This window comes from Flavobacterium sp. CSZ, assembly GCF_015350725.1.
In the GTDB taxonomy this organism is placed as follows: domain Bacteria; phylum Bacteroidota; class Bacteroidia; order Flavobacteriales; family Flavobacteriaceae; genus Flavobacterium.
Map to the genome: position 1 here is coordinate 115,450 of NZ_JADKPQ010000003.1, position 12,882 is coordinate 128,331.

Genomic DNA, 12,882 nt, shown 5'->3' on the forward strand with positions numbered 1-12,882 from the left:
AGTATCTTAGTAACTTTTAAGATTCAATATCCTTAATGAAATCATCATATTCCAGGTAAAACATTTCCAGAGCATTCATTTTTTCGAAAAAGAAATCAAAAATAGTATCCCAATTGTTGCGGTTGCTGAAACCTACTCCTTGTATTTCGGTCCAGATTCGGCTGATGGTTTTACCGCTTTCAAGCGTGTAGTTTTTTTCGAAAACTAAATCTTTAATAAATTCTTCTTCGAGAATATTCCTTAAAGCTTCTAATTTTTCAAAATAAGCATTACGTTTCTCGTCGCTTCTTTGTTCGATATCAATTAAAACCTGGGCTTTTTTATTGTCTACAAAAAACTTAAAAGAGAAATCTTTAATCTTGGTATCATACAATACCCATTTACGAGGATATTTTTCGGCGAAAGCCACCCAAAATTCTCTTTTTATTCTTTGTGATTCTTCTTTACTGTACATTTTTATGGCTTTGATTTTAGAAAGCTTGTAGAAACGCGTTTTCTAAACTATATTTATATTTTATTTGAAAATACAAAAATAAACTTTGAATATGGATTTTCAAGATTTTTTGCAATATGTTCCTAATTTAATTCCAGTTGAACTACCGGCAGTTGCCTCACATGTAAAAATGGCTCCAAAAGAGCGCATAGAAGCCTTAAAGAATTTAGATTTAAAAATAGAAAATCCGCGCATTGCCGCCGTAATGATGCTGTTTTATCCAAAAAACGAAAAAACTCATTTGATATTAATTGTTCGTAATGCTTATAACGGAGTTCATTCTTCGCAAATTGCTTTCCCAGGAGGAAAATACGAAACGACCGATTCAGATTACCAGGAAACAGCGTTGAGAGAAACTCAAGAAGAAGTGGGGGTTTCTCCCGAGAAAATAGAGATAGTAAAGCATTTTACCCCAATGTATATTCCGCCAAGCAATTTTTTGGTGCATCCTTTTTTGGGCATTGCCAAAGAAGAGCTTTTATTTTATCCCGATATTAGGGAAGTAGCTGATATTATAGAATTACCTTTATCTGTATTTTTAAATGACGAAATTATTGTCGAAGCCACATTGTCAACTTCTTATGCCAATAACATTTTAGTTCCGGCATTTAATATTCAAAATCATATTGTTTGGGGAGCAACCGCTATGATTTTAAGTGAATTGAGGGATGTTTTGAAAATTGCTTTTGAATTAAAATCGGAAAAGTAGAAATTTAACAATTTGATATTCATTGTAATAACAATTTATTTCCGAAATTGCTTTATAGTTCTGCTAAAAGAATAATTTTTGTATGTTTGCGTTCTACATAAAAATACAATAAACAGCTATGGGATTGTTTAAACGAAATCCTTTTGGACATATATTATTCATCAAGAAATGGTTAATCCGTATTTTGGGTACCATGACTCATAGAAGGTATAGGGGTTTTAATGACTTACAGATTGAAGGATCTGAAATCATTAAAACGCTTCCGGATACAAATGTTTTGTTTATATCAAACCATCAAACTTATTTTGCCGATGTTGTGGCGATGTTTCATGTGTTTAACGCAAGTTTAAGCGGACGTCAGGATACTATTAAGAACATTGGCTATCTGTGGCAACCCAAGATGAATATTTACTACGTGGCAGCCAAAGAAACCATGCAAGCTGGTTTATTACCAAGAATTTTAGCGTATGTTGGCGCAATTACGGTCGAACGAACATGGCGCTCGAAAGGTGTTGATGTTACAGAAAAACGTGAGGTTAACCCAAATGATACAGAAAATATAAGGATTGCACTTGAAGATGGCTGGGTAATTACGTTTCCCCAAGGAACTACCAAATCGTTTAAACCAGTTCGTAAAGGAACTGCACATATCATTAAACAACATAAACCTATTGTAATTCCTATTGTTATTGACGGCTTCCGCCGTTCATTTGATAAAAAAGGATTACGAATGAAGAAGAAAGGGATTCTGCAATCTTTTATCATCAAAGAACCTCTCGATATTGATTATGAAAACGATACAATTGATGAAATTGTTGAAAAAGTAGAATATGCTATCGAACAGCATCCATCATTCTTAAAAGTTATTCCAGCCGAAGAAATCAAAGTAGAGGAAGAACTTAACGAAATGAGAAGATGGAGCTACAAAGCTTCTGAAAGCGAACATTAAAAAAATGTTTCAGGTTTATAAAGTTTCAGGTTTTAGGTTTTAAAAAAAAACTTAAGAGCCTTAACAACTTAGAATCTTAGGAACTTTAAAAAAAAACTTTGCCCCTTTGTCCCTCTGCAGCTTTGTCCCTTTCCTAGAAATCAATTTTCTTCAACTCCTTATAATTAGCATATAATTTACGCAATAAGGTTCCGTAAAGTAATCTGTAAATACACCAGAATATACCCAGTAATCCTAGTATTGTCAAAATTAAAATTCCCACAGTAAAGAACATCGCTTTCCCGTCTGCAGCTAATTTTTCTCTTAAAAATGCCATGTCCGGATTGTACACAAAGGTGATAAAATAGCTAAATATACAAATGATAACAAGCATTCCTAAGTTGTACCATACGTAATACTGAACTATTTTTCGAGTTCTTAAAATAGCACTCATTAGTGTTTTTGTAGCGACGGTTGTTGAAATCGTTTTATAGTTTTTGTAAAAATTAATTACAAAAAACAGCACCACTACATAATTGAAATAAGTTAAAATGTCAAGGGCTAAGACAATTTCCGGATGATTCATTTTTCGTAACAAATCATCAGTATTTATAAATAAATTAGAGAAAGTCCAAAATGAAAATTCCAAAATACTGATAACCAAAATCCACTTCACGGTTGAAGAAGATTGTTTATGAATCATCTTGTAGATTTCTGTTTCAGAAATTTGTTGAAAAGAATCCGAGTTCTTTTTCCAGTCTTTTTTTAATAAATCCAGTTCTTTCATAATAATTTTTAAGGATTTAGTATTTTTTTAAGTTTCCCTTTAATTCTGTTCATTTTCACACGTGCATTCACTTCGCTGATTCCGAGGGTTTCGGCTATTTCTTGATAATCTTTGTCTTCCAAATACATAAAAACTAATGCTTTTTCGATGTCATTAAGCTGATAAACGGCTTTGTACATCAATTTAATCTGTTCTTCTTCTTCATAATTGTAATCGACATCTTTTATAAAATGCTGATGACTCTCGTACTCTACAGTCGATACGGTTCGTTTGGTTTTTCGATATAAGGTAATGGCGGTATTTAAGGCAACGCGATACGTCCAGGTCGAAAATTTACTATCGCCCCTAAATTTAGGATAAGCTTTCCATAACTGAATGGTAATTTCCTGAAACAAGTCTTTATGAGCATCTTCGCCGGCAGTATATAACCTACAAATCTTGTGGATTATATTCTGATTTGCCTGCAATTGCGCAACAAATGACTGTTCTAGATTTTCGCTCATAATCTATTAGTAGTGTTGAAATCACTTTTGTTACAATAATTTTCTTTTTTTTAGTCACGAATTTCACAAATTTCTCGAATTATGACTAAGTTATTAATTAGAAGAATATTTAAAATTTGTTTTTAAATGATAAAAATTCGTGATAATTTGTGTAATTGCTTCGCCTGTTCGCTAACGCTCGGGTCGTGGTAAACTTTTATAATTCTCGCGTTTTGTAATAATTCACCATCAGGTCTACAAATTTGCTGTAGCCTTCCATTCCGTCCTTTTGATTGTTTGTTTTTAGAAAATTATCGTAAAAAGCATGAAAACCTTTATCTATAAAAGTATCATATTGTTTCCAGAAATCCTGACTTTCCTGATAGTTTTTTAAAATACCAACGTGAACGGTTTTCTTTAATTGTTTAAATATTTTTTCATCTTTTGCTTGCCAGATGCCTAAACAATAACGCAAGGCAAAACTATATCCTGAGTATTGATAATATAAATTCTGATTTTTTACCGAAGCCAAAACGCCAATAAAATTACATTCACTTTCGCTGGCATACCCCATTTGGTGCGCCATTTCGTGACAGCTTGTAACAGGGAAATTGTACATTGGCAGTAAATCATTTACCTGGGCTTCATTGGTAAACGGATTCAAATATCCGCCAAAACCCATGTAGGTAAGAGGTAAGCTAAAAAGTGATTTTTTGACGCTTAAAATCTCGTATTTGAAATAAGGATATTCATTGGCCAGATTTTCATAACCAGTTAAATTCATGTGGAAAGCCTGATTTTGAGAATACGGAAAAATTACTTTGGCACTGTCATTTTTAGTAATTTGAAGCTGAATTTCATTTGTTTTGGTAATTAGTTTTTTGGTAAATACCAATAATTCAGCATCAGTATATTCTCTTTGAATTTTCATTTTTTTGAAAAGAGGCTCGCGATAATAGTTAAATGCCCAAAGTAAATGAAAGAAAAAGTAGAATATAGATAATACACTTAAAGCTTTTAGAACATTATCTTTCCACTGAACCTTCCAGGTTTTTCTGGTTTTCCAGATCCATCGAATTAAAAATAAAATCAAAACAGAGTAAATGCAATCTCCAACCGAAAATGGAATTCTGCCTAAAATGATCCTCGAAAAGTAAGAGGTTTTTAAATACAATCCGTTGCTATAAAATTGTTCTATAAATTCAGGGAAAAAGCGAAGAATCTTTAATAGGATAATTTGCAAAAGAAGAAATAAAGGTAAGATGTATTTTGATTTCAAAGTATAAATTTTGGATGGGTAAATATAAATACAATATTGATTGATAAAAAAAGTTAGCCACAAATTCCATGAACTTTCACTAATTAAACGTTTGTAATTTTGGAAAACAGGATAGTATTTGTGAAATTGTATTTTAATTTCAATAAGATTAGTGCTAATTCGTGAAATTCGTGGCGAAAAAAAATATAAACTTTGTAACTTTGGAACTCTTAATTGTTAAACTTCAAACAAAATATAATGAGTCAGGAAATAAGAAATCTGGAACCTAAAGCGCTATGGAATAAATTCGCTGATTTAAATGCAGTTCCACGTCCGTCAAAGAAGGAAGAACGTGTGATCGAGTTTATGAAAAACTTTGGAAACAGCTTAGGTTTAGAAACTTTTGAAGACGAAATTCGAAATGTAATTATCAGAAAACCGGCAACACCAGGAATGGAAAACCGCAAAGCAATCGTTATGCAGGGACATCTTGATATGGTGCACCAAAAAAATGCAGACACTGTTTTTGATTTCGATACACAAGGAATCGATATGTATGTAGACGGTGACTGGGTTCGTGCGCGTGGTACAACACTTGGTGCTGATAATGGGTTGGGAGTAGCGACAATTATGGCTATTCTTGAAAGTAAAGATATTCCGCATCCTGCAATCGAAGCTTTGTTTACTATAGACGAAGAAACTGGAATGACAGGAGCTTTAAACTTAAAAGGAGGAATCCTTCAGGGGCAGATTCTTTTGAATTTAGACACAGAAGAGGATGATGAGATTGATATAGGTTGTGCTGGTGGAATCGATGTAACAGCTACAAGAAGCTATAATGAAGAAGAAGTTCCGGAAGGATCGGTTGGACATATTATTACCGTAAAAGGACTTAATGGAGGCCATTCAGGAATGGATATTCATAAAGGTTTGGGTAATGCCAATAAAATTATGAACCGTTTGTTATTTGATGCATTTGAAAACTTTGGTTTGCAAGTTGCTGAAATTAACGGAGGAAGTTTAAGAAATGCAATTCCGAGAGAAAGTGTTGCAAAAGTAATTATTTCTGAAATGTTTGATGAAGCGTATATTTTTGATATGCAGGAAATCATCAATGATATCAAAGCTGAATACAAAACGACTGAGCCTAATTTATCGATCGAAATCGTGAAATGCGATTTACCGGAAAAAGTAATGGATTTAGGTGTTCAGGAAGGAATTATTCGCGCTATTTATGCAGCTCACAATGGAGTTTACAGAATGAGTGCTGATATGGAAGATTTAGTTGAAACTTCAAATAATATTGCCCGTGTTATCGTAAAAGATGGAGAAATCTCTATTGGATGTTTAACGCGTTCATCTGTAGAAACTTCAAAATTTGATTTGGCGAATGCATTACGTTCTGCTTTTGAATTGGTAGGTTGTGAAGTTGAATTATCTGGTTCTTATCCAGGATGGACGCCAAATGTAAATTCTGAAATATTAGATACTTTGGTTGGAATCTACGAAAAACAAAATAATGAAAAGCCTAAAGTGGTAGCTTGTCATGCTGGTTTAGAATGTGGAATTTTAGGAACAAATTATCCAGATATGGATATGATTTCTTTTGGTCCAACAATTCACGGAGCGCATTCTCCGGATGAAAGAGCTAGTATTTCTTCGGCTCAAAAATATTGGAAATTTGTGTTAGAAATTCTTTCTAATATTCCGGTTAAGTAATGAGTCTCAGTCTTCAGTCGCAGTTTTCAGTTTCGTTTGAGACTGAAAACTGTGACCGCGACTGAAAACTAAAATTAATCTCTTTTAGGATTGTTTTTCTTGTCTCTTTTTTCTTCTTTCTTTTCTTTGGCCGTTTTTAACGGTTCTTTTTTTGCTGTTTTCTTAGCATCCTGACTCTTAGCCATAATATGTTGATTTTGTTTGTGTTATTATTTTAATAGTAAATGTAAGGTTTTTAAAATCCTAAATGCATAAAAAAATCCCCAATTTATAAAATTGAGGATTTAGATATTGTTTTAAGTAGACGGTTTAATTTCTCTTCAATACTTTATATTGTTCGTAACAGCCATTAATAGCATCCATAATTTGTAAATCGTTTGCTGATTGTATAAAAGCTTCTGAATAGTTACAACGCTGTAAAATTTCAGGAATTTCGTCTTTGCTAATGCCTAATAATACTGAGACAGTTTCGCGATCGTATTTTGATTCTAAGAGATTTCGAACAGTGTCATCTTTTCTCATTTCCTTTAACTTCTTGAGTTCTTTTCCGTTTTTTCCAAAGAAACCATAGAGTACGTCGGCGGGGTTAAAAATAGATCCTAAAACTTTTCCAAAAGCATTTGGGGAATATTCGCCTGCTTCATAACCTTGTGTAAGACCTGAAATACTATAACGATAGTTTTCTTTTGTCGGAATTAATTTTGAATCGACCTCAAGATATCCTGTTAAATTAAAAGGAGCAATAATAACTTCTTCAAGAGCAATTGCTTTTTCAGTAAGCTGAATTCGGGTTACTTTATTTTTTATCCAGTCATTCGTTACCCTGATTCTTAGAGATTGAAATCCCAGAATCGAAAAGTGAATCGTATCGTTTAGCTGAACATCTATCTCAAAATATCCTTTGGCATCAGATTTTGCGCCACGAACTTTGTTGGTGTTGATAATATTAACATTGGCAAGTGGTTGTTTGCTATTATCGTTAATAATATAACCAGATACTCTTTGGGGTACAGTAGACTCACTGTCTTGTGCAAAACCAATTGTAGATAGTAGTGTAAAAAAGAAAACTGCGAAATATTTCATATCCTGATTTAAAGCACTAAAAGTACTAAATAGGGATTAAATATTTCGCAGTCTTCGAAGATAATTATCAGAAAATTAACAAAGGTAGTAGTGGTGCTTTTTATATTTAAATAAAATAGGATAGAGAAGATTCGATTACATTGTTTTGGATGCTAAAAGAATATATATATATATATATATGGGAAGTGGAATTCTTAAAACAAAAAAAAATCCCAAATTCCAGTTATGTTTGGGATTTGGGATTTTATATTTTAAGATATTGACTTATTAGTCTCTTCTTGGTCTTCTTGGTCTTGGTGAATCACCAAAGCTTTCAGAACGTCTTGGAGCTCTGTCTGAACTACCTTCGCTTCTTGGAGCTGAACTTCTGAAACCACCTTCTCTTTTTGGAGCAGATGAGTTTCTGTCGCTTCTGAAACCACCTTCTCTAGGAGCAGAGTTTCTGTCGCTTCTGAATCCTCCACCAGAACCTTCACGTCTTGGTCCGAAGCTTCCTCCGCCAGAACCTTCTCTTCTTGGTCCTCCAGAACTTCTTCCGCCACCAGAACGCCCGTTATGGTCACGTCTTCCGCCACCATCATTTTTAGAAATTTCAACATTAATACGACGTCCTTCTAATTGTACGTTGTTTAATACTTCCATTACTTTTTCAGTGTGCTCAGGATCAGTGTTAAAGAAAGAGAAACCTTCTTTTACATCTACTTTGAAAACGTCATCACGACCTAAGTCTAATGTTTCTTTCAAATAATCTTTAAGAGACATCCAGTCGAAGTTGTCTCTTGAACCAATGTTTACAAAGTAACGAACTGCTCCGTTGTTATTGAATTCTCTTGGCTCAGAATCACTTCTTTCACGTCTTTCTCCAGATTGAGCAGAGATATCTCTGTTCTTTTTATAGTAAGCGATAAAACGATTAAATTCTACAGATACCATTTTCTTAATCAATTCCTCTTTAGATAAATCTTCAAGAACATTGTTAATTGCTGGTAAATAGTTGTCAATTTCATGATCAACTTCAGTATCCTTAATTTTAGTTGCTAAGTGCAACAATTGAATTTCGCAAATTTCGATTCCGGATGGAATAGTTTTTTCTTCAAATTTTTGTTTGATGATTCTTTCGATAGAAGAAATTTTACGCAACTCACTTTTTGTAACAATTACAATAGAAGTTCCTAATTTTCCAGCTCTACCAGTACGTCCAGAACGGTGATTGTAAGTTTCAATTTCGTCAGGAAGTTGGTAATTTACTACGTGAGTAATATTATCAACGTCAATACCACGTGCAGCAACGTCAGTAGCAACAAGCATCTGAATTTGTCTTCCACGGAAAGATTTCATTACACCATCACGTTGCGCCTGAGATAAATCTCCGTGCAATGCAGCAGCGCTGTATCCATCTTCAATTAATTTTTCAGCTACAGCTTGTGTGTCTCTTTTAGTACGACAGAAAACCACAGAGAAAATATCTGGATTTGCATCGGCTAAACGTTTTAAAGCTTCGTAACGATCACGTGCATTTACTAAATAAAATTCGTGAGAAACTGTTGCAGAACCTGAGTTCTTAGCTCCAACAGTAATTTCAACCGGTTCGCTCATGAATTGTTTTGCAATTCTGGCAACCTCTTGTGGCATAGTTGCAGAGAACAACCATGTACTTTTTTGATCTGGAGTATCTGATAAAATCGATACGATATCCTCATAAAATCCCATGTTCAGCATTTCGTCAGCCTCATCAAGAATACAGTAATCTATATTTTTAATGTTAACCAAACCTCTGTTGATCATGTCTTGCATTCTCCCCGGAGTAGCCACAATAATCTGTGCTCCTCTTTTAATGTCTCTAGCTTGCTCTGTAATACTAGCCCCGCCGTAAACTGCTACCACATTAATACCTTTCTCGTATTTTGAGTAGTTTTTAAGTTCGTTGGTAATCTGTAAACAAAGTTCTCGTGTTGGCGATAAAACTAATGCTTGTGTATTTTTGTTGTCAGCATCAATTTTTTGAATTAGCGGAAAACCGAAAGCTGCCGTTTTCCCTGTCCCTGTCTGAGCCAACGCAACCATATCCGTGTCTTTTTCCAATAATAGGGGAATCGCTTTTTCCTGTACTTCTGACGGATTCTCAAATCCTAGATCTAAAATCGCCTTCAGTAACGATTCATTCAATCCTAATTGTTCAAATTTATTCATATATGTATTTAAAATAGGGTGCAAAATTACTGTTAATTATTCAGATAAACTAATGCTATTTTAAGAATTATGTATTTGTTATGATTTGATTATCAAAAAGTTATGTTTACTGTAGCACGATTTCTGTCTGACAATCCAGAAAATTCGGGAAAAATACGTCGTGAAATATAAATTTTGGGCTGTAAAATGTTGTATTCTAAACAATTATTTTGCTGCATTCAGAAAATCAATTAGTTGGTGAGTTGCTTTTGCACGATGACTGATTTTATTTTTAACGTCTGAGGCCAGTTCAGCAAAAGTCTCAGTATAATTTTCCGGTTGAAAAATAGGGTCATAACCAAAGCCGTGATTTCCTGTTTTATCAAGAATAATGCTTCCTTTTGCAATTCCGGTAAATAAATGCTGTTTTCCTTTTAAATTTAATGCGATAACAGTCTTAAATTGTGCACTTCGATCTTCTTTATTGGCTAAAGCTTCCAGAAGTTTATTCATATTATCATCAGCATTGCGTTGTTCTCCCGCGTAACGTGCTGAATACACGCCTGGTTCTCCGTTTAAAGCGGTAACTTCTAAACCGGTATCATCAGCAAAACAATCGTAACCATACTTTTCAGTTAGATAATTGGCTTTCAAAATGGCGTTTCCTTCAATTGTTTCGGCAGTTTCAGGAATCTCTTCGTGACAGCCAATTTCCTCTAAACTTAATAATTGAATCGATCCGTTTAGAATACTTTGAATTTCTTTGATTTTATTAAGATTGTTTGAGGCGAAAACCAATTGCATGACGATATATTTTAAAGTTGATTATTGAGGGTAATTCCAAAAACACAAATTTAGAATTCTTATATTTGATATGCGACATGAAATACAAATAAATGCAGATATCATTATTATACAAAAAAATAACTCCTTTTGTTAAGCCTTACAAAAAGATGGTTATTGCTACTTTATTGCTTACTTTTTTAGGATCGTTTGCCGCTCAGGTAAATGCATTAATATTAAAGTACACAGTAGATTCAATTAGTGATCTTATGGTGGCGCACGAACCTTTGTCAAAAGGGTTTCATTTATTAGGTATAATAAGTATCGTTTTACTTTCTAAAGAATTGATTTATTCCGTGGTGCAATTTGGTCAGAAGTTTTATGGCGAAAAACTACGCATCTTTATAACACGTGATATATCGCAGGCAATTGTCGAAAAAATCCTGAGTTATCGAATGGAATTTTATACTTCTAATGAAAATGAAAGCGGAAAACTTCAAACCAGGATTGATCTCGGAATTAGCAGCCTGACAAGATTGGTCCAGAATTTCTTCATTGATATTCTGCCTTTGTTTGCAAATGCTTTCGTAGCGCTGGGGATTATGTTTTATGCCAATGTTTATGTGGGTTTGGTGAGTTTATGTATTATTCCGATTTATTTTTATATCAGTCAATTGCAAGCCACTAAACTAAGTGGTTTTAGACGAAGAATGCGTAATTATCGCGAAACCAAAAATAACGGAATCATAAGTTTAATCGAATCTATAACGGTTATAAAATCGTTTGTTCGGGAACCTATGGAGGCGGATCGTCATAAAGATATTCAGTTCGAAATGACCGAAAATCAACTCGAGACCAGAAAAACCAGTTTTATTTTTGAAAGTGTAAAAGGTTTTGTAGAACAAATAGGCGTAGTAATTATCATTATTCTAACGGCTTATTTTGTACTGAATAATACAATGACAATTGGTGCAATCATGTTTCATATTATGTTGTTTAATAATGTATCTGCACCCATCAGACAATTGCACCGTATTTATGATGAAGTAAATGATGCCCTGATTTATTCTGAAGGATTCTTTGATATTTTAGAATCGGATAATGAAAAAGAAGTCACGGGCGATTATATTCCGGAAAAAATAATAGGTCTTATAGAAGTTAAAAACGTTGATTTTGTTTATCCAAACGGAACAAAAGCCCTTTTTGATATCAATTTTGCCATTAAACCCAATGAAACAACTGCTTTGGTTGGTTTAAGCGGAGCTGGAAAGAGTACTATCATTAATTTACTGGATAAGTTTTACCTGCCTTCATCCGGAAAAATATACCTGGATGGAGTAGATTTAAATGACTACAATACTGACTTTCTTCGTAAAAACATTGGATTGGTATTGCAGAAGAATCATATTTTTAAAGGCACGATCGCCGAAAATATTTTATACGGAAAACCAGATGCTTCACAAGATGAAATTATTGAAGCTGCAAAACAAGCTTATATTCATGATCAGGTTATTCAATTGCCAAAAGGGTATGACTCTGATGCACATTTACTTTCAGGAGGTCAGCAACAGCGAATTGCAATTGCGAGATTGTTTTTGAAAAATCCGCCAATTATTTTCCTAGATGAACCAACTGCAAGTTTGGATGCTATTGCCACAGAGCAAATAAAAAAATCACTCGATGCGATTAAAAAAGACAGAACCGTAATTATTATTTCGCACAGTATTTCTCAAATTATCGATGCGGCGAACATAATAGTTTTAGAACAAGGAAGGTGTGTCGAAAAAGGAACTCATGACGAATTGTATGATAATAAATCAGTGTACTATCAAATATTTACCGCAATGGCAAATAGCCTGAATATTGATAAAATTACACAGACGCTTGATTAATTTCTGTTTCTTAAAACGATTCTTTCTGTAGTAAAAGCAATCAAAGCTCCAAAAGTATAAGCCAGAATATCGCTCCATAGAAAACCCAGTCCCAAGGTATATCTTCCTAAAAGAGTATTTCTAAATTCGTTTATCCAATCCGCCTGATAAAGTTGGGAAAACTCAATGGTGTAACAAATCAACAAAGAAAAAAACAGGATTTGGTTTGCTTTTTTTTCGATCAATAGTATTCTAATCAAAACATACATCATTACCGCGTACAGGAAATCTCCGGTACACAATGGTATTGTATCAAATTTTCTGGAGAAGATTCCAAGAAAAATAATCAATAAAAGAATGATGAAATAATAGATTCTGGATTTTTTCAAGCTTAGTTAGATTTGGAAGCAAATTTATATTAAATCTTTTATTTGTAAATGATGGTGATTTCTTTTTGTCAAAGTCCCAAGCTTTGACAAAGAGAAACAAAGAAAAAAAAGGCTTTGATAGTACATTTTTAGGGAACGAAAAATACAAACCGTTAAATAAGTTTACTTTATTTTATAAATTTATCGATTCAAAAAAAAACTAATAATTTTT

At 33.5% G+C, this 12,882-nt stretch carries 12 protein-coding genes; 4 read left to right on the plus strand and 8 right to left on the minus strand.

The features are described 5' to 3' along the window. Positions 1-16: 16 nt before the first annotated feature. On the minus strand, positions 17-454 hold the full coding sequence (locus IRZ78_RS04495; RefSeq protein ID WP_194615383.1) for a DUF4268 domain-containing protein: 438 nt from the start codon (positions 452-454) through the stop codon (positions 17-19). Between the two features lie 91 nt (positions 455-545). On the opposite strand from IRZ78_RS04495, the gene IRZ78_RS04500 reads away from it, so the two are divergent. Then, entirely contained in the window at positions 546-1,202 is a 657-nt protein-coding gene (locus IRZ78_RS04500) for a CoA pyrophosphatase (protein ID WP_194615384.1), read from the plus strand. 118 nt (positions 1,203-1,320) lie between these two features. Continuing rightward, a complete protein-coding gene (locus IRZ78_RS04505; RefSeq protein ID WP_194615385.1) occupies positions 1,321-2,151 on the plus strand; it encodes a lysophospholipid acyltransferase family protein in 831 nt (276 codons plus the stop codon). A 133-nt stretch (positions 2,152-2,284) separates the two neighbouring features. On the opposite strand, the gene IRZ78_RS04510 is transcribed toward IRZ78_RS04505, so the two are convergent. From IRZ78_RS04510 to IRZ78_RS04520, 3 genes are all read right to left on the minus strand, one after another. Continuing rightward, entirely contained in the window at positions 2,285-2,917 is a 633-nt protein-coding gene (locus tag IRZ78_RS04510) for a hypothetical protein (protein ID WP_194615386.1), read from the minus strand. An 8-nt stretch (positions 2,918-2,925) separates the two neighbouring features. Next, positions 2,926-3,420 (minus strand): sigma-70 family RNA polymerase sigma factor, encoded by a 495-nt coding sequence (locus IRZ78_RS04515; RefSeq protein WP_089481356.1) that lies wholly within the window; start codon positions 3,418-3,420, stop codon positions 2,926-2,928. Between the two features lie 196 nt (positions 3,421-3,616). Continuing rightward, complete coding sequence (locus IRZ78_RS04520) at positions 3,617-4,678, minus strand: DUF3810 domain-containing protein (RefSeq protein ID WP_194615387.1); 1,062 nt, start codon at positions 4,676-4,678, stop codon at positions 3,617-3,619. A 237-nt stretch (positions 4,679-4,915) separates the two neighbouring features. On the opposite strand from IRZ78_RS04520, the gene IRZ78_RS04525 reads away from it, so the two are divergent. Then, a complete protein-coding gene (locus IRZ78_RS04525) occupies positions 4,916-6,376 on the plus strand; it encodes an aminoacyl-histidine dipeptidase (RefSeq protein ID WP_194615388.1) in 1,461 nt (486 codons plus the stop codon). Between the two features lie 309 nt (positions 6,377-6,685). On the opposite strand, the gene IRZ78_RS04530 is transcribed toward IRZ78_RS04525, so the two are convergent. From IRZ78_RS04530 to IRZ78_RS04540, 3 genes are all read right to left on the minus strand, one after another. Next, positions 6,686-7,459 (minus strand): carboxypeptidase-like regulatory domain-containing protein, encoded by a 774-nt coding sequence (locus IRZ78_RS04530; RefSeq protein ID WP_194615389.1) that lies wholly within the window; start codon positions 7,457-7,459, stop codon positions 6,686-6,688. 267 nt (positions 7,460-7,726) lie between these two features. Further along, on the minus strand, positions 7,727-9,649 hold the full coding sequence (locus tag IRZ78_RS04535; RefSeq protein ID WP_194615390.1) for a DEAD/DEAH box helicase: 1,923 nt from the start codon (positions 9,647-9,649) through the stop codon (positions 7,727-7,729). A 204-nt stretch (positions 9,650-9,853) separates the two neighbouring features. Continuing rightward, positions 9,854-10,432: a non-canonical purine NTP diphosphatase gene (locus IRZ78_RS04540; RefSeq protein ID WP_194615391.1), complete on the minus strand. Its 579-nt coding sequence runs from the start codon at positions 10,430-10,432 to the stop codon at positions 9,854-9,856. Between the two features lie 92 nt (positions 10,433-10,524). Here IRZ78_RS04540 and IRZ78_RS04545 point away from each other — a divergent pair, with 92 nt between their 5' ends. Then, the gene (locus IRZ78_RS04545; protein WP_194615392.1) at positions 10,525-12,303 is read left to right on the plus strand and encodes an ABC transporter ATP-binding protein; all 1,779 of its coding nucleotides are present in this window, start codon (positions 10,525-10,527) and stop codon (positions 12,301-12,303) included. Here the strand turns inward: IRZ78_RS04545 and IRZ78_RS04550 are convergent. Beyond that, entirely contained in the window at positions 12,300-12,671 is a 372-nt protein-coding gene (locus IRZ78_RS04550) for a DUF2809 domain-containing protein (protein WP_194615393.1), read from the minus strand. The genes IRZ78_RS04545 and IRZ78_RS04550 overlap by 4 nt on opposite strands. Positions 12,672-12,882 lie beyond the last annotated feature (211 nt).

Coding starts and splice junctions, on each gene's coding strand:
- IRZ78_RS04505 (WP_194615385.1), top strand. CDS start 1,321: ATGGGATTGTTTAAACGAAATCCTTTTGGACATATATTATTCATCAAG.
- IRZ78_RS04530 (WP_194615389.1), bottom strand. CDS start 7,459: ATGAAATATTTCGCAGTTTTCTTTTTTACACTACTATCTACAATTGGT.
- IRZ78_RS04500 (WP_194615384.1), top strand. CDS start 546: ATGGATTTTCAAGATTTTTTGCAATATGTTCCTAATTTAATTCCAGTT.
- IRZ78_RS04510 (WP_194615386.1), bottom strand. CDS start 2,917: ATGAAAGAACTGGATTTATTAAAAAAAGACTGGAAAAAGAACTCGGAT.
- IRZ78_RS04515 (WP_089481356.1), bottom strand. CDS start 3,420: ATGAGCGAAAATCTAGAACAGTCATTTGTTGCGCAATTGCAGGCAAAT.
- IRZ78_RS04540 (WP_194615391.1), bottom strand. CDS start 10,432: ATGCAATTGGTTTTCGCCTCAAACAATCTTAATAAAATCAAAGAAATT.
- IRZ78_RS04525 (WP_194615388.1), top strand. CDS start 4,916: ATGAGTCAGGAAATAAGAAATCTGGAACCTAAAGCGCTATGGAATAAA.
- IRZ78_RS04535 (WP_194615390.1), bottom strand. CDS start 9,649: ATGAATAAATTTGAACAATTAGGATTGAATGAATCGTTACTGAAGGCG.
- IRZ78_RS04545 (WP_194615392.1), top strand. CDS start 10,525: ATGCAGATATCATTATTATACAAAAAAATAACTCCTTTTGTTAAGCCT.
- IRZ78_RS04495 (WP_194615383.1), bottom strand. CDS start 454: ATGTACAGTAAAGAAGAATCACAAAGAATAAAAAGAGAATTTTGGGTG.